Here is a 19,025-nt window from a genome sequence, read left to right as displayed (position 1 = left end):
TATATGTGACGTAAGTGACGCAGAGTGACCTGAGACACACGGGCCCGGACGGGCCCATGACGAAGGGAACTGTCATGAGGAAGCCTGTTATCCGGGCCGGTCTGGCCACGGTCGCCGCGCTCGCGCTCTCCGCGTGCGGCGGCGCGGAGGTGACCGAGGGGATGCCCGACCAGATCGTCTGGAGCACCTACGGCACGGGCACCTCGACGTACGCCGACGTGGCGGCGGTCGCGGATGCGATCACCTCCAACGAGGGCACCAGCGTCCGGGTCATCACCTCCGACACCGCGGTCGGCCGCCTCACCCCGCTCCGCGAGGAGCAGGCGACGATGGCGCGCACCGGTGACGAGTACATCTTCGGCTTCGAGGGCGACTACGACTTCGCGACCAAGGACTGGGGTCCGCAGGACCTGCGCGTGATCTGGGCGCCGGTCGCCCCGCACGGGCTGATGGTCAAGGACAACTCGGGCATCGAGACCTTCGAGGACCTCAAGGGCAAGAAGTTCCCGCGGATCACCGCCAACCCCTCGGTCAACAACAAGCTCGAGGCGTTCCTCGCCTACGGCGGCCTGACCTGGGACGACGTCAACGTCGTCGAGATCGGCTACAGCGACCAGCCGGGCGCGCTGCAGAACGGCAAGCTCGACGTGCTGTTCCAGCAGGTCTACGGCTCCTCGCTCTACGAGCTCGAGTCCGCCTTCCCCGTCCGCTGGCTGAGCATGGACGACACCTCGGAGGAGAAGGTCGCCGCCGTCGAGGAGATCGCGCCCTCGACCGAGATCGGCGAGTTCACCGGGGCCCCCGGTCTCGAGGACGGGGAGAGCGCGATGGGCATGCTCTACACCGTCCCCGTGGTGACCTACGCGGACGCCGACGAGGAGACCGTGCGCGCCATCGTCGCGGCGATCGACGACAACTACGACGCCTACAAGGACTCCACCGCCACCACCGCGGCCTGGAACCTGGACCAGGTGCAGGCGGGCCCGCGCGAGGTCCCGTTCCACCCCGGCCTCATCTCCTACCTGGAGGAGAACGACGCGTGGTCCGAGGAGGCCGCCGCGCAGCAGGAGAAGCTGCTGGCGCGCGCCGACGAGCTCGACGAGCAGTGGAAGGCGTTCCTCGAGGCCGAGGGCGGCGACGACAACATGCACGACGCCTGGGTGGCCTGGAAGAACGAGAACATGGAGTCCTGATGAGCCAGACCGACGTCCTCGTCGACGCCGAGGAGGAGCACGGCTCCGTCCTGAGGTGTCGTGGGATCTGGCGCTGGGTGGTGATCGGGCTGACGCTTGCCGGCGTCGCGATCACCATCAGCCAGGTCTTCTACTGGAACCCGTTCGGCAGCGGCATGCTGCGCAACACGTTCCTCTACTTCGTGCTTGCCTGCTTCCTGCCGATCGTCTTCCTGGCCTTCCCGATGCGCCCGGCGCAGCATGACCGGGTGCCGTGGTACGACGCCCTGATCGCCGCGGTGGCGCTGGCCGTCCCGGCCTGGTTCGGCCTCAACGCCGAGAACATCATCAACGAGGGCTGGGACTACGGCGGTCCGACCACGGCGCTCGTGGCCTCCTTCGTGCTGTGGGCGGTGGTGCTCGAGGCGCTGCGCCGCACGGCCGGGCTGGTGGTCACGCTGATCGCGGGGGCCTTCTCCGTCTACCCGCTGTTCGCCTCGCAGATGCCGCTGGACTTCCTCACCGGCATCCAGTTCGACCTCGAGGGCACCGCCCGGATGCACGCCATGGGCGTGGACTCCATCCTCGGCCTCCCGCTGCAGACCGCGGCCGGGATCCTGGTCGGGTTCCTGCTCTTCGGCGTGGTGCTCCAGTCCGTCGGTGGCGGCGCGTTCTTCCACGACCTCGCCCAGTCGATGCTCGGCACTCGCCGCGGCGGCTCGGCCAAGGTCGCGGTGGTCAGCTCGGCCAGCATGGGCATGATGAGCGGCAGCGCCGTCTCCAACGTGCTCACCACCGGCCCCCTGACCATCCCCGCGATGAAGCGCAGCGGGTTCTCCGGCGAGTACGCCGCCGGCGTCGAGGCGACCGCCTCGTCGGGTGGCTCCATCACCCCGCCGATCATGGGTACCGCGGCGTTCCTGATGGTCTCGTTCGTCGGCGTGCCCTACAGCGAGATCGCGCTGGCCGCGGCCATCCCCGCGCTGCTCTACTACATCGGCATCTTCACCCAGGTCGACGCCTACTCGGCGCGGCGCGGGCTGCGGGGGCTCAAGCGCTCCGAGCTGCCGCGGTTCTTCACCACCCTGCTGCACGGCTGGCCCTACGTCACGGCCCTCGCCGCCCTGACCTTCCTGCTGGTCGTCTACCGCCGCGAGGCGCAGGCGCCGTTCATCATCGCCGCGGCCCTGCTCGTCTACACGATGCTGCGGCCCACGGACCGGCTCGGTCCTCGCGGCGTCGCGGACGTGGTCTTCAAGGCCGGCCGCACGATCGGCGAGATCCTCGGCATCATCGCCGGCGTCGGGCTGATCATCGGTGGCCTGTCGATGACCGGTGTCTCGCTCTCCCTGGCCCGCGAGCTGGTGAGCGCGGTCGGCGGCAGCGTGGTGCTGATCCTGATCGCCGGCGCGGTCACCTCGTTCGTCCTGGGCATGGGCATGACGGTCTCGGCGGTCTACGTGCTGCTGGCGATCGTGATGGCTCCCGCGCTGGTCACGCTGGGCATCGACCCGATCGCGGCGCACCTGTTCGTCATCTACTGGGCGACCGTCTCCTACATCACCCCACCAGTGGCGCTGGCCTCGTTCGCGGCCGCCGGCATCGCCGGCACGAAGCCGATGAAGACGAGCCTGACCGCGATGCGGCTGGGCATGGTCAAGTACGTCATCCCCTTCTGCTTCGCGGCCAACCCGGCGCTGGTGGCCCAGGGGACGGCGAGCGAGATCGCGGTGACGCTGGTCTTCGCGATCGTGGGCGTGTTCGTGATGGCCTGTGCGTTCGAGGGCTACGCCATCGGCCTGGAGCGGCACCTGCACCCGGTGACCCGGATCATCGGCGTGCCGGCCGGTGCGCTGATCCTGGCGCCCGAGGTGACCAGCAGCCTGATCGGTCTGGCCGTCGTGGTGGTGCTCGCCGTGGTCACCAAGGTGCTGCCGCCCCGGGACGGGACGCCCCGCAAGGAGGCGGATGCCCCGGACGCGGAGCCCAACCCGGCCGACGCGGTGACCGCCTCGTGAGCGAGGTGAAGGTCCGCGGGCTCGAGGAGGCCGTCGCCGAGCACGTCGAGGACGGGATGACCGTGGCCCTGGAGGGCTTCGGTCACCTCATCCCCTTCGCGGCGGGGCACGAGATCATCCGGCAGGGTCGGCGCGACCTGACCCTGTGCCGGATGACCCCGGACATCATCGCCGACCAGCTGATCGCGGCGGGGTGCGTGCGCAAGCTCGTCGCGTCGTTCTTCGCCAGTGGCTCGGCGGGCTCGCTGCACGAGCTGCGCCGACGGATCGAGCGGGCCGACCCGGAGCCGCTCGAGGTGGAGGAGTACAGCCACTACGGCATGTACGGCCGCTACCAGGCGGCTGCGGCGGGGCTGCCGTTCTTCCCCCTGAAGTCCTACGCGGGCAGCGACCTGCCGGCGCTGAACCCGCGGATCCGCAAGGTCGCCGACCCGTACGGCGGGCCCGACGTGCACGTCGTCCCGGCGCTGTCGCCGGACGTCACGGTGGTCCACGCCCAGCGTGCGGACCGCCTCGGCAACGTGCAGGTCTGGGGGATCGTCGGCGCCCTGCAGGAGGTCGCCTACGCGGCGAAGAAGGTGATCGTGACGGTGGAGGAGATCGTGGACGACGAGGTCGTCCGCTCCGACCCCAACCGCACGCTGATCCCCGCGCACGCGGTCGACGCGGTGGTGCACTGCCCCGGTGGCGCCCACCCGTCGTACGTGCAGGGCTACTACGACCGGGACAACGCCTTCTACCGGGAGTGGACCCCGATCAGCCGGGACCCGCAGCTGCTGCGGTCCTGGCTCCAGGAGTGGGTCCACGACCTGCCCGACCGGGCGGCCTACCTCGACCGGCTGGGCGAGGAGCGCTGGCAGGGCAACAGCGTCGGCGAGCGTCTCTCCGGCCAGGTCGACTACGGACGGAGGTCCTGATGAGCCAGGCAGCGAGCACAGGTACCGAGGCCCCGGAGGTCGGGCCGGCCGGGATCACCGTGTCCAGCACGGAGTTCCTGGCCACGGTCGCGGCACGCGAGCTGGCGGGCAAGCGCCGGGTCTTCGCCGGGGTGGGCCTGCCCACCCTGGCCGTGGACCTGGCCCGCCGCACGGTGGACCCGGACATCGGCCTGGTCTACGAGTCGGGAGTCTGCGGCGCGCACCCCGAGGGGATGGCCGAGGGGATCGCGGACTCGGTCCTGGTCTCCGGGGCCGAGGCGGTGGTCAACCTCCAGGCGCTCTTCGGCTACGTCCTCCAGGGCGGGCACGTCGACGTCGGCTTCCTCGGCGCCGCGCAGGTGGACCGCTGGGGGAGCCTGAACACGAGCGTCATCGGCGACTGGCAGCGCCCCACGGTGCGGCTCCCCGGCTCCGGCGGCGCGGCCGACATCATGCCGAACGCGCGCGAGTGCATCACCGTGCTCCGCCGCCACGACCCGGGTGCGTTCCCCGCCGAGCTGGACTTCTGCACCTCGCCCAGCCCGGTGCGGGCCCGCGACCTGGACCCGCGCGCGGTGCCGCCCGGCCACGGGGTCTCCACGGTGATCACCCCGCTGGCGGTGCTGCGCCGCCCCGACCGGTTCGGCGAGCTCGAGGTGGCCCAGGTCCATCCCGGGGTGAGCGTGGAGCAGGTCCGTGCCGCCACGGGCTGGGACCTGGCGGTGGCCGACGAGGTGACCGTGACCCCGTGGCCCACTGAGGAGGACGTCCGGCTGCTGCGCGAGGAGATCGACACCGTCCGGCTCTACCTGCGGTGACCCCGGCGATGAGGACCCCGGTGGCGCCCGAGGAACCGGGCCGGGCGGCCTACGTGGTGCTCCTGGCGTGCACCACCCTGGGCACCCTGTCGAGCACCCTGATCACCTCGCCGATCAACCAGATCGCCGACGGGCTGGAGGCGGGCCCCCGCGAGATCGTCTTCGCGGTGGCCGCCTTCACCCTCGCGATGGTGGTCGCCGCCCCGCTCGCGGGCTGGCTGTGCGAGCGCCTAGGACCCCGCCGCTTCCTGGTCGCCTCGCTCGGGCTGATGGTCGCGGCCGGGATCGGCGCGGCGCTGAGCCCCGACCTGCTGACGCTGGTCGGGATGCGGGCCCTGCAGGGTCTCGCCTGCTCGGCGATCCCGCCGGCGGTCCAGCAGACGCTGGGGTTCTTCTGGGTCCACAACCGCGCCCGGGTGATGGCCACCTGGGCGTCGGCGATCGGCGTGGGCCAGGCACTCGGCCCGCCGATCGGGGGCCTGGTGGCGGACCTGGTCGGGTGGCGCGGGGTCTTCGTCACCCACGCTGCGCTGGCCGGCCTGCTGGCCGTGCTCCTGCTGCGCGTGGTGCCGGCCGCTCCCGCCGGGCGGCCGCCGATGCACGTCACCGGCATGCTGACGCTGGTGGTGGGTGCGGGCGGCCTCGTCGGGGCGCTGACCGTCGTCGGTCAGGGCGGTGCCCTGGTCACGACCCTGGCGCTGGCCGCAGTCGGGCTGGTCGGGGTGCTGGTGCACCTGATGATCGCCCGGCGCAGCAGCCGCGCCCTGGTCGAGCCCCGCCTGCTTCGCGAGCCCCGCTACTTCCGCAGCACGGTGGCGGCCGGGTCCGTGATGTCGATCCTGGGCATGTTCATCGTGGCCACGCCCCTGGAGCTGGGACGCGCCTTCGGCCTCTCGCCCGGCCGGATCGGCGCGATCACGGTGGCGCTGGCCGCCTCGATGGCGATCTTCGCCCCGGTCTCCTCGCGGATCGGCGAGCGGATCACTCCGCGACGGGTGATGCACGCCGGTCTGGCCGTGCTGGTCTGCACGCCGCTGCTGGTCCCGCCGGCGCTGGCGCTGGAGGGTTCCACCGCGCCCCTGGTGGCGGCGTTCGCCGTGCTGGCGCTGAGCGGTTGCGCCATCGGGGCGGTGCAGTCGGTGGCGGCGCTGGGGGCGATGCGCAGCCCCGCGTCGCGCAACGGCACCGCGATGGGCATCCACAACATGGTCCGCTTCTCCGGGCTCGCGGCCGGCTACGCGTGGGTGGCGCTGAGCTATCCCACCGGGCACCTGATGTTGGTCTTCGCCGGCCCCGCGACGCTGGCCGCGCTGACCTTGGCGGTCGTCCTGGTCGGGCCGCCGGCCGCCCCGGTGGTCGACACGGCCCCGACGCTCGGCACCGGTCCCGGCTCGCCGGCGGTGGGCACGTGAGTGCCGGGCGCGGCTCAGTCCTCCGTGCTCACCGCGAGGTCCGCGTGGTCGACCAGGAGCTGGCCGGCGTGGATGATGTGCTCCTCCATGGCCCGGCGAGCGCCCTCGGCGTCCCGGGCGCGGATCGCGTCGAGCAGCCCGGCGTGGTCGTGCCGCGAGGCGTCCGGCCAGCCGCCGATGCGGTGGTAGAACCGGTTGGGCACGTAGCGGGTGGCCGCCCGCAGGAACCACGCCAGCTTGGGGGATCGGGCGGCCAGGTTGATGGTGCGGTGGAAGGCGTGGTTGCTCCGCTCGACCTCGTCGAGCTCGCCGGCCTCCAGGGCACGGGTGATCGTGGCCTGCAGCTCCTCGAGCTCCGCGACCTCGGCCGGCGTCAGGCGCGTGGTGGCGCGCGCGGCGAGCTCGCCAGCGAGCCGGGCCTGGACCCAGAACAGGTCGCGCACGTCGTCCTCGGTGAGCTCGGCGACCACGAAGCCCCGGCGCGGTGCGAGCTCGAGGAAACCCTCGCCGCGCAGCGCGAGCAGGCCCTCGCGCACCGGGGTCACGGACATCTCCAGCTGCTCGGCGACCCGGTCGACCCGGACGAACTCGCCTGCCCGGAGCTGGCCGGTGAGGACGAGCTCACGCACGTAGGCCGCGGCCTCGTCACTCAGCTGGGGTCTTCCCATTCCTGCTCCTCGGGTCGTCGCCGTCTCACGGCCGGAGCACCAATGTAGGCTCTGCGGACGTGCATGCATAATATATTCTATTTCCACAGGACGCAGAGCGTTGGAGGAATCGTGCGGAGGAGCAGGGGATGAGTGCAGGACAGGACCAGGCGGCCGGGCCGCTGGCGGGGCTGCGGGTCGTCGAGCTGTCGAGCTTCGTCGCGACCCCGCTGGCCGGGCTGACCCTGGCCCAGCTCGGGGCGGACGTCATCCGGGTCGAGCCGCTCGGCGGCGGCCCGGACCGCGGTCGCTGGCCCCTGGCGCCCTCGGGGACGAGCCTCTACTGGAGCGGCCTCAACCGCGGCAAGCGGGCCCTGGAGGTCAACCTCGCCGACCCCGCCGGGCGTGCGCTGGTCGCCGACCTGGTGGTGGAGGGCGACGGGATCCTGGTCGCCAACAACGAGCGCTGGGCCGACCTCGGCCACCAGGCGCTCTCCGAGCGCCGCAGCGACGTCATCCACGTCCTGCTCACCGGTCGCCGCGACGGCGGCACCGCAGTCGACTACACCGTGCAGGCCGGGACGGGATTCCCCCTGGTCACCGGTCCCGCCGGGCACGCCGCGCCGGTCAACCACGTGCTCCCGGCCTGGGACGTGGCCGCCGGGCTCTACCTGGCCGCCGGCCTGCTCGCCGCAGAGCGGCACCGCGCCCGCACCGGGCTGGGCAGCGCCGTCCGGGTCGCCCTGGAGGACGTCGCCCTCGCCCTGGCCGGCAACCTGGGCTACCTGGCCGAGGCCCAGCTGGGCGGTGACCGGGTCCGCGAGGGCAACGACGTGCACGGCACCTTCGGCACCGACCTGACCACCGCCGACGGGGTGCGGTTCATGTTCGTGGCTCTCACCCCCCGGCAGTGGAGAGACCTGCTGGAGATGACCGGGCTCGGCGACGTGGTGGCCGGCCTGGAGAAGGCGCTGGACGCCGACTTCGCCGACGAGGGGGACCGCTACCGGCACCGTGCGGCCCTCTTCGGGCTGCTGGGGTCCTGGGTCTCCACCCGGTCCTGGGCGGAGGTCTCGGAGGCGCTCTCGCGCACCCGCATCCTGTGGTCGCCGTACCGCAGCTTCGCCGACCTGGCCGCCCACGACGCGGCCGAGCTGCGCGCCCACCCGCTCTTCGCCACCGTCGACCAGCCCGGGGTCGGCCCCTACCTGGCCCCCGGCTCCCCGATCGACGTCGCCGGCGCCCCGGCCAGCAGCGCCCGCGCCCCGCAGGTCGGCGAGCACAACGCCGAGCTGCTCGCCGAGCGCCTGGGCCTGCCGCCGGAGCGGATGGCGGCGCTGATGGCCGACGGCGTGGTCCGCGACCGCCAGGAGGTGGAGGCGTGAGCGCCCACGCGCCCGTCGTTGCGGCCACCGCGGCGACCCTGCTCTTCGTGCCGGGCGACCGCCCCGAGCGGTTCGCCAAGGCCGTCGCCGCCGGCGCCGACCTGGTGGTCCTGGACCTGGAGGACGCCGTCGCGAGCGCCGACAAGGCCGCCGCCCGCGTCGCGGTGACGGACTGGCTGGCCACCGCGACCGGGGCCTGCGCGGTCCGTATCAACGCCGACCCGGCCGAGCGGGCGGCCGACGTGGCCGCGCTCGCCGCACTCCCGGCGTCGACGCCGGTGACCGTGGTCGTGGCCAAGGCCGAGCAGCCCGGCGACCTCGCCGCGCTGCTCGCCGCCCTGCCCGCCGGCTCCACGGCCGTCGCGCTCGTGGAGACCGCGCGCGGCGTGCTCGCCGCCGCAGCCCTGGCCGAGGTCCCCGGCGTGGTCCGTCTGGCGATCGGCACCTTCGACCTCGCCGCCGAGCTCGGGATCGACCCCGAGGACGACGAGGCGCTCGCCCCCTCGCGGGGCGCGCTGGTGCTGGCGTCGGCGGCCGCCGGCCTGGCCGGGCCGGTCGACGGCGTCACCGGCGCCGTCGACGACGCCGAGCTGCTCACCGCCGACACCACCCGGTCCCGCCGCCGCGGGTTCGCCGGCAAGCTCTGCATCCACCCACGCCAGGTGCCCGTGGTCCGGGCCGGCTTCGCGCCCTCGGCGGCCGAGGTCGCCTGGGCCGAGCGGGTGCTCGCCTCCGCGCAGGACGGCGCACTCGCCGTCGTCGACGGACGCATGGTCGACAAGCCCGTGGTGGACCGGGCCCGACGGGTCCTGGCCGCCAGCAAGACTTCCGAGAACGAGGAGAAGCGATGACGACACGCAACGGCCTGAGCGCCGACGAGCAGGACATGGTCCGACTGGTGGCCGAGTTCGTGGACCAGCGCGTGCGCCCCCACGTGCGCGAGTACGAGGCCGACGACATCTACCCCGAGGCGTTCATCGAGGAGATGAAGGAGCTGGGCTTCTTCGGCCTCCTGGTCCCGGCCGAGCACGGCGGCGTGGACGTCAGCACCGCCTGCTTCGCCCGGGTCACCGAGGAGCTGGCCCGCGGCTGGATGAGCCTCGCCGGGGCGATCGGCGGCCACTCGGTCATCACCTACCTGATCCGCACCTTCGGCACCCCCGAGCAGCAGGCGCACTGGCTGCCCCGGATGGCCGACGGCAGCGTCCGCGCGACCATGGCGCTCACCGAGCCCAGCGGCGGCAGCGACCTGCAGGGGATGCGCACCTACGCCGTGCGCGACGGCGACGACTACGTGGTCCACGGCTCGAAGACCTGGATCTCCAACGCCCAGCACTCCGGGCTGATCGGCCTGCTGTGCAAGACCGACCGCGACGCCAAGCCGGCGCACACCGGGATGAGCGTCCTGCTGGTCGAGCCGGGGGAGGGGTTCAGCGTCTCCGGCAAGATCCCCAAGCTGGGCTACCGCGGAGTCGAGGCCTGCGAGCTGACCTTCGACGGGCTGCGCGTCCCCGCAAGCTCGGTGCTGGGCGGCGAGGCCGGCACCGGCTGGCAGCAGATGATGCGCGGTCTCGAGCTCGGCCGGATCCAGGTCGCGGCCCGGGCGGTCGGCGTCGCGCAGGCGGCGCTCAACGACGCGGTGACCTACGCCCAGCAGCGCGAGTCGTTCGGCAAGCCGATCTGGAAGCACCAGTCGGTGGGCAACCTGCTCGCCGACATGGCCACCCGGACCAAGGCCGCGGCCCTGATGACCGCCGACGCCGCCGAGCGCCTGGACTCCGGGCGCCGCGCCGACATGGAGGCCGGGATGGCCAAGCTCTTCGCCTCGGAGACCGCGATGCAGGTCGCCCTGGACGCGATGCGCGTCCACGGCGGCTACGGCTTCTCCAAGGAGTACGAGGTGGAGCGGTACTTCCGCGACGCCCCCCTGATGATCCTCGGCGAAGGCACCAACGAGGTGCAGCGCAACGTGATCGCCGCCCAGCTGGTCGCCCGCGACCGCAACCACGAAGGAGTCTGACCATGTCCCTGCTCGAGAACCGCACCGCCGTCGTCACCGGAGGCGCCCAGGGCATCGGCCTGGCCATCGCCCGCCTCTACGTCGAGCACGGCGCCAAGGTCGTCATCGGCGACCTCGACGAGGCCGCCGCCAAGGCCGCCGCCACCGAGCTCGGGAACGGCGCGGTCGGCGTGCGCTGCGACGTCGTCGACGCCGAGGAGGTCCAGGGCCTGGTGCAGACCGCGGTCGACTCCTTCGGCTCCCTCGACGTCTTCGTCAACAACGCCGGCATCACCCGCGACGCCACCATGCGCACCATGAGCGAGGAGGACTTCGACCTGGTGATCCAGGTCCACCTCAAGGGCACCTGGAACGGCACCCGGCTGGCCGCGGCCCGGATGCGCGAGCAGAAGTCCGGCGCGATCGTCAACATCTCCTCGCTCTCGGGCAAGGTCGGCATGGTCGGGCAGACCAACTACTCGGCCGCCAAGGCCGGCATCGTCGGGATGACCAAGGCCGCCGCCAAGGAGATGGCCCACCACGGCGTCCGGGTCAACGCGATCCAGCCGGGCCTGATCCGCTCGGCGATGACCGAGGCGATGCCGCAGAAGGCGTGGGACCAGAAGATGGCCGAGATCCCGATGGGCCGCCCCGGCGAGCCCGACGAGGTCGCCTCGGTTGCGCTCTTCTACGGTTCCGACCTCTCCTCCTACATGACCGGCACCGTGGCCGAGGTGACCGGCGGACGGTTCATGTGACCGAGTCCCACGAGCCGTACGCCGGGCCGTCGTACGAGGGCTGGGAGCCGACGACCTCGGTGGTCACCGAGGTCGTCGCCCCCACCCCCGTGCAGGCGCTCGCCGCCCTGCTCGACGACGGGCGCGACGTCGGTCCGGGCGACCCCCTGCCCCCGCTGTGGCACTGGGTGGCGCTGCCCCGCTGGGCGGCCTCCTCGGTGCTCGGCGCGGACGGCCACCCGCGGACCGGATCGTTCCTGCCGCCGGTCGGCCTGCCCCGGCGGATGTTCGCCGGCGGCGAGGTCACCTGGCACCGGTCCCCGGCGGTGGGCGAGGAGGTCCGCAGCGAGTCGCGGGTGGTCTCGGTGACCGACAAGACGGGTCGCTCCGGACCGCTGGTGCTGGTGGTGGTCGAGTCCCGTGTGCTCGGCGCCGACGGCGGGCTGTGCCTCGTCGAGCGCCAGGACATCCTCTACCGCGAGGCCGGTGCCCGGTCCGGGACCGCCCCCGAGCCGCCGCTGGGCCAGGAGCCCAGCGGGCCTCCGCTGCGACGGGGCCCCGCCCCGGAGGACGGCTGGGACGTGGTCACCGACCCGACGGTGCTGATGCGGTTCAGCGCCGCCACCGCCAACGCGCACCGGATCCACTACGACTGGCCCTACGCCACCGGCGTCGAGGGATATCCCGGCCTCGTCGTGCACGGCCCGCTGATGACCCTGCTGCTGGCCGAGTCGCTGTGGCAGGCCGGCGAGCTGTCGGGCCCGGCGCGCCTGCAGCACCGCAACCGGGCGCCGCTCTTCTGCGGCCAGCCCGCCCGCATCACCCACGAGCACCACCCCTCCGGGGTCCTCTCGCTGCTCTCCGGAGCAGACGGAGCACCCCGGACCACCTTGGACGCACATCCCCTCGAGAAAGGCACGCACCATGCGTGAAGCAGTCATCTGTGAGCCGGTCCGCACCCCGATCGGCCGCTACGGGGGGATGTTCGCCTCCCTCACCGCCGTGGACCTGGGCGTCGCCGCGCTCCGGGGCCTGCTCGAGCGCTCCGGCCTCGACGGCACGGAGGTCGACGACGTGATCCTCGGCCACTGCAACGGCAACAGCGAGGCGCCGGCCATCGGCCGCGTCGTCGCCCTGGACGCCGGCCTCCCGGTGACCGTGCCCGGTCAGCACCTGGACCGTCGTTGCGGCTCGGGCCTGCAGGCGGTGCTCAACGCCGCCATGCAGGTGCAGACCGGGGCGATGGACCTGGTGGTCGCCGGTGGCACCGAGAGCATGAGCAACGCCTCGTTCTACTCCACCGACATGCGCTGGGGCGGCGCCCGCAGCGGCGTCACCATGCACGACAGCCTGGTCCGCGCGCGGTCCACGGCCGGCGGCCGGCACTACCCGGTGCCGGGCGGGATGCTGGAGACCGCGGAGAACCTGCGTCGTCAGTACTCGATCCCGCGCGAGGAGCAGGACGCTCTGGCGGTGCGGTCGCACCAGCGTGCCGTGGCCGCCCAGGAGTCCGGCGTGCTCGACGAGCAGATCGTCCCGGTCACCGTGCCGGGCCGCAAGGGCGAGTCGACCGTGGTGACGGTGGACGAGCACCCCCGCCCCGGCACCACGATGGAGTCGCTGGCGAAGCTCAAGCCGATCCTGGCGGGCTCCGACCCCGAGGCCACCGTCACCGCCGGCAACGCCAGCGGACAGAACGACGCGGCGTCGATGGCGATCGTGACCACCCCCGAGAACGCCGCGCGGCTGGGTCTCACCCCGCTCGTGCGCGTGGTCAGCTGGGGCGTCGCGGGCGTCGAGCCCAAGATCATGGGCATCGGCCCGGTGCCGGCCACCCAGGTCGCGCTCGACCGGGCGGGCCTCTCGCTGTCCGACATGGACCTGATCGAGCTCAACGAGGCGTTCGCCGCGCAGGCCCTCGCCGTGATGCGGGAGTGGAAGTTCACCGAGGCCGACCACGAGCGGACCAACGTGCACGGCTCGGGCATCTCGCTGGGCCACCCGGTGGGTGCCACCGGCGGCCGGATGCTGGCCACGCTGGCCCGCGAGCTCAAGCGCCGCGAGGCCCGCTACGGCCTGGAGACCATGTGCATCGGGGGCGGCCAGGGCCTGGCGGCGATCTTCGAGCGGGTCGCCTGATGCGCGTCCTGAACAGCATCGAGGAGATCGAGGCGGCGGTCGGGGAGCCCCTCGGCACCACCGAGTGGGTCACCATGGACCAGAAGATGGTGGACACGTTCGCCGACCTCACCGGGGACCACCAGTGGATCCACGTCGACCCCGAGCGGGCGGCGCAGTCCTCCTTCGGCGGGACGATCGTGCACGGTCTGCTGACCCTGGGGATGCTGCCCGGCTTCGGGCTGAAGATCTTCCGGATCGACGCGGGCAGTGCCCGGCTCAACTACGGGTCCGAGAAGGTCCGGTTCCCGGCGCCGCTGCGCACCGGCACCCGGGTCCGCGGCTCGGCCACCTTCGTCGCCGTCGACCCGGTGCCCTCGGGCACGCAGGTGAGGACCCGGTGGACGGTGGAGGCCGAGGGCAGCGAGCGGCCCGTCTGCGTGGCGGAGACGATCACCCTCGTCCTGCCCTGACCCCCTCCTTGGGGCCCGAGAGGGGCCGTCCCGGTGATCCCGGGACGGCCCCTCTCGGCTGTTCGCTCGCGCTGTCGGCTCAGAGCGCCGCGACCACGTGGTCGAGGCAGCGGGTCAGCTGCGCGACGTCCCCGGGGTCGACCGCGGGGTACATCGCGATCCGCAGCTGGTTGCGGCCCAGCTTGCGGTAGGGCTCGGTGTCGACCACGCCGTTGGCCCGCAGCACGGCCGCCAGCCGGGCGGCGTCCACCGACTCGTCGAAGTCGATGGTGGCGACCACCAGCGAGCGGTGCTCGGGGACCGCGACGTACGGCGAGGCGAACGACGAGGCCTCGGCCCAGTCGTAGAGGATCTGCGAGGAGGCGGTGGTGCGCTCGACCATCGCGGGCAGCCCGCCCTGGCCGTTCATCCAGTCCAGCTGCTCGGCCATCAGGAACAGCGCGGCGACCGACGGGGTGTTGTAGGTCTGGTCCTTCGCGGAGTTGTCGATCGCGGTGGGCAGGCTGAAGAACGCCGGCACGTACCGGTCGCTCGCCGCGATCTCCTCGGCCCGGGCCAGCGCCCGGGGCGACATGGTGGCCAGCCACAGCCCGCCGTCGGAGGCGAAGCACTTCTGCGGCGCGAAGTAGTAGACGTCGGTCTCGGTCAGGTCGACGGGGAGGCCGCCGGCGCCGGAGGTGGCGTCGACCAGGACCAGCGCGTCGTCGTCGGCGCCGGGGGGACGGCGTACGGGTGCCATCACACCGGTGGAGGTCTCGTTCTGCGCCCAGCAGTAGGCGTCGATCCCCTCCTCCGCGACCGGCTCGGCGCGCGAACCCGGGTCGGCGGAGATCACGCTCGGGTCGGCCAGCCACGGCGCGGCCTGCACCGAGGCGGCGCACTTGGCGGTGAACTCCCCGAAGACCAGGTGCTGGCTGCGCTCGCGCACCAGCCCGAAGGCGGCGATGTCCCAGAAGGCGGTGGCGCCGCCGTTGCCGAGCACCACCTCGTAGCCCTCGGGCAGGTCGAGCAGCGCGGCGAGCCCCTCGCGGACCCGTCCCACCACCCGGCGGACCGGCGCCTGCCGGTGCGAGGTGCCCAGCAGTCCGGAGCCGGTGGCCGCCAGCGCGTCCAGGTGGCCGGTCTGGATCTTGGAGGGGCCGGAGCCGAACCGGCCGTCCGCCGGGAGCAGCTCGGTCGGGATCCTGATCGCGTCCTCGACGGTGTGGTTCACCGGCATCCTCTCGCTCTGAGCAACGTGCCTATTGTGTCACCCGGTCCGGCTGCCCGACGCCCGACCGCCCGACGAACGGAATCGATGAGGAACCGCCCATGACCACCGCCCTGCCCGCCGCCCTCAGGTTCGAGCGGCGTGCGCTGACCCACCCGGACGCCGTCCGGCTGATCGACGAGGTGCAGGCCGAGTACGTGGCGCTCTACGGCGGTCCGGACAGCGCCCCGATCGACGACACGGAGTTCGCCGGGGACGCCGGTCGGTTCTACGTGGGCTACCTGGGCGACGAGCCGGTGGCGATGGGGGCGTGGCGGCGGCTGGCCCGGGCGCCGTCCGACCAGCCCGAGCCCTGCGCGGAGGTGAAGCGGATGTACGTCGCCGCGGCGTACCGCCGCCGTGGCCTGGCCCGCCAGGTGCTCGCGCTGCTCGAGCGCGAGGCTGCGGCCGCCGGCACCCGGAGCCTGGTCCTCGAGACCGGGCTGCGCCAGCCCGAGGCGATGCGGCTCTACGAGTCCTGCGGGTACCGGCCGATCCCGAACTACGGCCACTACCGCGACTCCGGGCTGTCCCGGTGCTTCGGCAAGACGCTCGGTCCAGCCGACACGCCGTAGGTCGCGGCGGTTTCTCGGGTTTTTCCGTCGTACGCCGGACAGCGCCCGCGCGCCGGACGTAGCGTCGCGCACGTGATCGGAGGAACTCGGGGAGGACGGCTCACGACCGGCAGGGGAGTGACCGCACGAGGTGTCGTGGGGGCACTGCTCGTGCTGCTCCTGGCCGTGGCGGGAACGGCGCCGGGCCCCGCCCAGGCCGGTCCGGCGCCCGATCCCACGAGTCGGGCCAAGGCCCGGGTGCCGGTGCTCAGCGCGGCCTTGGTCTTCTCCTCCGCCGTCGAGGCCTACGCCGGCTACCAGCCGCAGACCCGCTGCCGGCGCAAGCCCAAGCCCGGGGTGCTGATGCTCGCCCAGGCGCTCGTGGCGCGGGGCGGCTCAGCCGGCCCGATCGCCCGCAGCTGTGCCGGCTCCTCGGTCTCCGAGCACAAGGAGGCGCGCGCCTTCGACTGGATGCTGGACGCCCGCAGGCCCGCGGACAAGGCGGTGGCCGACGCGTTCCTGGCCGAGCTCTTCGCGCCCGACGCGCTGGGCAACCCGCACGCGCTGGCCCGCCGGATGGGCGTCATGTACGTGATCTGGGACGACACGATGTACGCCGCCTACCGCGGCTTCGAGCCCAGGCCCTACCTGTCCTCCTCCTGCCGCCGCAAGCGCGGCTGCTCGCCCACCCTGCGGCACCGCGACCACGTGCACGTCTCGCTCACCCGCCAGGGGGCCCGGGGGAAGACCAGCTGGTACGTGGAGCAGCCTGCCGGCTGACGCCGACGGGCTGCTGCGGTCCTGCTGACGCTCTGCTACTCGTCGTCGTCGACGACGTGCATCGCGGCCTCCTCGGCGCTGGCGCCCGCGCCGTCGATGCCGACGTCCTCGCCGACCAGGTCCTTCTCGGTGTCCTCACCGATGCCGCGGTCGGGGTCGACCAGCCGGCCGGCCCGCTCGCTGCCCACCTCGCCGTCGTCGACGTCCTCCGCCGACTCGGCCTCGGCGGCCGCCTCGTAGGGGTCGGGCTCCGGGACCTCCTGGGCGACCCGCTGGTCCAGGGTCTCCCCGGTCGCCTCCTCGTACGGCGTGTTGCCGAACCGCTGAGCGGCCGACCACTTCTCCGGCGGGGAGTAGCCCTCGTCCAGGGGGTCGGGCAGGCCACGGTCACTGACCAGGCTGTCGCCGTCGCCCTGCGGCTGGTCCTCGTCGTCCACGCTGTAGCCGTGGTAGAGCTCGCCGTTGGCGTCACCTGAGTCGTCCACCGCGGGGTCGGTACCGATCTCGGTGGGGACGTCGGGCTGCTCGGTCATGGCGGACTCCTTGTTGTTTCTCTCGGGTGTTCTCTCGCGAATGCGTCCCTCGCCTCGTACCCAATCGGGGGCGACGGATTCGGGGATCCGGGTGCGGGTGAAATGCAGGACAGCCGCACCCTCACGAGGGTGCGGCTGTCCTGGAGCTGCTCAGCGGGACGGCTCAGGCGGACCAGTCGGGGTTCCAGCCCTCGATCGCCGAGGCGGGGCGCGCCTGCGGCCCGGTGTAGATCGCGGACGGCCGGATCAGCCGGCCGGTGCGCTTCTGCTCCAGGATGTGCGCCGACCAGCCACCCGTGCGGGCGCAGGTGAACATCGAGGTGAACATGTGGGCCGGCACCTCGGCGAAGTCCAGGACGATGGCGGCCCAGAACTCGACGTTGGTCTCCAGCACCCGGTCGGGGCGACGCTCGCGCAGCTCGGCCAGGGCCGCCTTCTCCAGCGCCTCGGCGACCTCGTAGCGCGGTGCGGACAGCTCGCGGGCCGTCCGGCGCAGGACGCGGGCACGCGGGTCCTCGGCGCGGTAGACGCGGTGGCCGAAGCCCATCAGGCGCTCGCCGTCGTCGAGCAGCTTCTTGACGTAGGCCCGGGCGTCGCCGGTCTTCTCCACGTCCTCGATCATCCCCAGCACCCGCGAGGGGGCGCCGCCGTGCAGCGGGCCGCTCATCGCGCCGATCGCGCCGGAGAAAGCGGCCGCCACGTCGGCGCCGGTGGAGGTGATCACCCGCGCGGTGAAGGTGGAGGCGTTCATGCCGTGCTCGGCCGCCGAGGACCAGTAGGCGTCGATCGCCTTGACGTGCTTCGGGTCGGCCTCGCCCTTCCACCGCAGCAGGAACTTCTCCGCCAGGGTGCGGCCCTCGTCGACGACCCTCTGGGTGACGACCGGACGGTGCAGGCCGCGCGCCGACTGGGCGGCGTACGAGAGCACCATCACCGCGACGCGGGCCAGGTCCTCGCGGGCCTGCTCGTCGCTGATGTCGTAGGTCTGGCCGAAGCCGAACGCGGGGGCGAGCATGGCGATGGCCGCCTGCACGTCGACCCGCACGTCGCCGGTGTGGACGGGGAGGTTGTAGGCCTCGGCCGGCGGCAGGCCCGGGGTGTAGGAGCCGTCGATCAGCAGTCCCCAGACGTTCTCGAAGGGGACGCGTCCGACGATCTCCTCGATGTCGACGCCACGGTAACGAAGGGCCGAGCCCTCCTTGTCAGGCTCAGCGATCTCGCTCTCGAAGGCGATGACGCCTTCGAGTCCGTGGTGCACCTCGGTCATGCGTCTTCGACTCCTTCGTCGGGGAATGTGTGTCAGGTCGCATTCTGCACCCCGAGCTGTTCCGGTGCGGCATCCGGCCGGTCTAGGGTCGCGCTCGTGGACAACCCTGCTGGTTCCCGCGACCCTGCCGAGGTCCTCGCCGCGCTTCGCTCGGAGTACGCCGAGCGCGGCCTCTCGGAGGAGGACGCCGGCCGCGACCCGCTGGCGCTCTTCCGGCGCTGGCTGCTCGAGGCGCTCGACTCGACCATGCACGAGCCGAACGCCATGGTGCTCTCCACCGTCTCGGTCGAGGGCGTGCCGTCGTCGCGGACGGTGCTGCTCAAGGGGTTCGACGAGCGCGGGTTCGTCTTCTTCACCAACCGCGGGTCGCGCAAGGGGATCGAGCTGGCCGCCAGCCCCGCGTGCGCGCTGCTCTTCGGCTGGCACCCGGTGGAGCGGCAGGTCCGCGTCACCGGCGAGGCGTGGGCGCTGCCGCCCGACGAGGTCGCGTCGTACTTCGCCACCCGCCCGCGCGGCGCCCAGCTGGGCGCCTGGGCCTCGCGGCAGTCCGAGCCGGTGACCTCCGTCGAGGAGCTGCACGAGGCGTACGCCGCCGCCGACGCCCGGTTCGCCGGGGAGCAGGTGCCGGTCCCGCCGTTGTGGGGCGGCTACCGGGTGCGCCCGGTGGCGATGGAGTTCTGGCAGGGCCGGCCGGGCCGGATGCACGACCGACTGGAGTACCGGCGCGGCACGGAGGACCCGGCCGTCTGGCACCGCCGACGCCTCTCTCCCTGACGCCTCGGGAGAACGAGAAAACCCCTTGGCCGGGGGCGCGGGCCGACCTAGCCTGGGAGGTACACGGGAAAGGAGGTGGTCCGAGAGATGAAGTCTTTCAGGATGCGTGAGGTGGCTGCGAGCTAGCAGCTAATCCACCGCAGTCACCCGACCCGCAGGCTCCGGCGCCATC

19 protein-coding genes are annotated in these 19,025 nt (G+C 72.8%); 15 read left to right on the top strand and 4 right to left on the bottom strand.

What is annotated here, in order from left to right; genetic code table 11:
* Window positions 1-74: 74 nt before the first annotated feature.
* Genes H8838_RS16490 through H8838_RS16470 form a run of 5 tightly spaced genes read left to right on the top strand, consistent with a single transcriptional unit; the run spans window position 75 to window position 6,337 of the window.
* Window positions 75-1,193: a TAXI family TRAP transporter solute-binding subunit gene (locus H8838_RS16490; RefSeq protein WP_224766202.1), complete on the top strand. Its 1,119-nt coding sequence runs from the start codon at window positions 75-77 to the stop codon at window positions 1,191-1,193.
* Entirely contained in the window at window positions 1,193-3,190 is a 1,998-nt protein-coding gene (locus H8838_RS16485) for a TRAP transporter permease (RefSeq protein ID WP_185994582.1), read from the top strand. The genes H8838_RS16490 and H8838_RS16485 overlap by 1 nt, the downstream gene beginning before the upstream one ends.
* Window positions 3,187-4,107 (top strand): CoA transferase subunit A, encoded by a 921-nt coding sequence (locus tag H8838_RS16480; RefSeq protein ID WP_185994583.1) that lies wholly within the window; start codon window positions 3,187-3,189, stop codon window positions 4,105-4,107. The genes H8838_RS16485 and H8838_RS16480 overlap by 4 nt, the downstream gene beginning before the upstream one ends.
* The gene (locus H8838_RS16475; protein ID WP_181313121.1) at window positions 4,107-4,925 is read left to right on the top strand and encodes a CoA-transferase subunit beta; all 819 of its coding nucleotides are present in this window, start codon (window positions 4,107-4,109) and stop codon (window positions 4,923-4,925) included. Before H8838_RS16480 ends, H8838_RS16475 begins: the two co-directional genes overlap by 1 nt.
* A 20-nt stretch (window positions 4,926-4,945) precedes the next feature.
* Window positions 4,946-6,337 carry an MFS transporter gene (locus H8838_RS16470; protein WP_185994584.1) on the top strand — a complete coding sequence of 464 codons (1,392 nt, stop codon included), beginning with the start codon at window positions 4,946-4,948 and terminating at the stop codon, window positions 6,335-6,337.
* Between the two features lie 14 nt (window positions 6,338-6,351).
* Here H8838_RS16470 and H8838_RS16465 read toward each other — a convergent pair whose 3' ends face one another.
* Entirely contained in the window at window positions 6,352-7,005 is a 654-nt protein-coding gene (locus H8838_RS16465) for a GntR family transcriptional regulator (RefSeq protein WP_185994585.1), read from the bottom strand.
* A 128-nt stretch (window positions 7,006-7,133) separates the two neighbouring features.
* Here H8838_RS16465 and H8838_RS16460 point away from each other — a divergent pair, with 128 nt between their 5' ends.
* Genes H8838_RS16460 through H8838_RS16430 form a run of 7 tightly spaced genes read left to right on the top strand, consistent with a single transcriptional unit; the run spans window position 7,134 to window position 13,696 of the window.
* Window positions 7,134-8,369: a CoA transferase gene (locus H8838_RS16460; RefSeq protein WP_181313124.1), complete on the top strand. Its 1,236-nt coding sequence runs from the start codon at window positions 7,134-7,136 to the stop codon at window positions 8,367-8,369.
* The gene (locus tag H8838_RS16455; RefSeq protein ID WP_181313125.1) at window positions 8,366-9,220 is read left to right on the top strand and encodes an HpcH/HpaI aldolase/citrate lyase family protein; all 855 of its coding nucleotides are present in this window, start codon (window positions 8,366-8,368) and stop codon (window positions 9,218-9,220) included. The genes H8838_RS16460 and H8838_RS16455 overlap by 4 nt, the downstream gene beginning before the upstream one ends.
* The gene (locus tag H8838_RS16450; protein ID WP_181313126.1) at window positions 9,217-10,389 is read left to right on the top strand and encodes an acyl-CoA dehydrogenase family protein; all 1,173 of its coding nucleotides are present in this window, start codon (window positions 9,217-9,219) and stop codon (window positions 10,387-10,389) included. Before H8838_RS16455 ends, H8838_RS16450 begins: the two co-directional genes overlap by 4 nt.
* Before the next feature lie 2 nt (window positions 10,390-10,391).
* Complete coding sequence (fabG, locus tag H8838_RS16445; protein WP_181313127.1) at window positions 10,392-11,126, top strand: 3-oxoacyl-ACP reductase FabG; 735 nt, start codon at window positions 10,392-10,394, stop codon at window positions 11,124-11,126.
* The gene (locus H8838_RS16440; protein ID WP_224766201.1) at window positions 11,123-12,037 is read left to right on the top strand and encodes an FAS1-like dehydratase domain-containing protein; all 915 of its coding nucleotides are present in this window, start codon (window positions 11,123-11,125) and stop codon (window positions 12,035-12,037) included. Before fabG ends, H8838_RS16440 begins: the two co-directional genes overlap by 4 nt.
* A complete protein-coding gene (locus tag H8838_RS16435) occupies window positions 12,030-13,244 on the top strand; it encodes an acetyl-CoA C-acetyltransferase (protein WP_181313128.1) in 1,215 nt (404 codons plus the stop codon). The genes H8838_RS16440 and H8838_RS16435 overlap by 8 nt, the downstream gene beginning before the upstream one ends.
* The gene (locus tag H8838_RS16430; protein ID WP_185994586.1) at window positions 13,244-13,696 is read left to right on the top strand and encodes a MaoC family dehydratase; all 453 of its coding nucleotides are present in this window, start codon (window positions 13,244-13,246) and stop codon (window positions 13,694-13,696) included. The genes H8838_RS16435 and H8838_RS16430 overlap by 1 nt, the downstream gene beginning before the upstream one ends.
* A gap of 79 nt (window positions 13,697-13,775) precedes the next feature.
* Here the strand turns inward: H8838_RS16430 and serC are convergent, their stop codons facing one another.
* Window positions 13,776-14,915, bottom strand: coding sequence for a phosphoserine transaminase (serC, locus tag H8838_RS16425; RefSeq protein WP_181313130.1), 1,140 nt, complete (start codon window positions 14,913-14,915; stop codon window positions 13,776-13,778).
* A gap of 92 nt (window positions 14,916-15,007) precedes the next feature.
* Between serC and H8838_RS16420 the strand changes: the two genes are divergently transcribed.
* On the top strand, window positions 15,008-15,520 hold the full coding sequence (locus H8838_RS16420) for a GNAT family N-acetyltransferase (protein ID WP_185994587.1): 513 nt from the start codon (window positions 15,008-15,010) through the stop codon (window positions 15,518-15,520).
* Between the two features lie 135 nt (window positions 15,521-15,655).
* Complete coding sequence (locus H8838_RS16415) at window positions 15,656-16,279, top strand: hypothetical protein (protein ID WP_181313132.1); 624 nt, start codon at window positions 15,656-15,658, stop codon at window positions 16,277-16,279.
* 35 nt (window positions 16,280-16,314) lie between these two features.
* Here H8838_RS16415 and H8838_RS16410 read toward each other — a convergent pair whose 3' ends face one another.
* Both H8838_RS16410 and H8838_RS16405 read right to left on the bottom strand, forming a co-directional pair.
* Window positions 16,315-16,812 (bottom strand): DUF5709 domain-containing protein, encoded by a 498-nt coding sequence (locus H8838_RS16410; protein ID WP_219924545.1) that lies wholly within the window; start codon window positions 16,810-16,812, stop codon window positions 16,315-16,317.
* 163 nt (window positions 16,813-16,975) lie between these two features.
* Window positions 16,976-18,079 (bottom strand): citrate synthase 2, encoded by a 1,104-nt coding sequence (locus H8838_RS16405; protein WP_181313133.1) that lies wholly within the window; start codon window positions 18,077-18,079, stop codon window positions 16,976-16,978.
* Between the two features lie 96 nt (window positions 18,080-18,175).
* Here H8838_RS16405 and pdxH point away from each other — a divergent pair, with 96 nt between their 5' ends.
* Window positions 18,176-18,853 carry a pyridoxamine 5'-phosphate oxidase gene (gene pdxH, locus H8838_RS16400; protein ID WP_181313134.1) on the top strand — a complete coding sequence of 226 codons (678 nt, stop codon included), beginning with the start codon at window positions 18,176-18,178 and terminating at the stop codon, window positions 18,851-18,853.
* Window positions 18,854-19,025: the final 172 nt, after the last annotated feature.

The sequence above is a fragment of the Nocardioides campestrisoli genome, assembly GCF_013624435.2.
GTDB classification, from domain to species: Bacteria; Actinomycetota; Actinomycetes; order Propionibacteriales; family Nocardioidaceae; genus Nocardioides; species Nocardioides campestrisoli.
The sequence above is the reverse complement of the archived record's forward strand: the minus strand, read 5'-3'. Positions and strand labels throughout refer to the sequence as shown.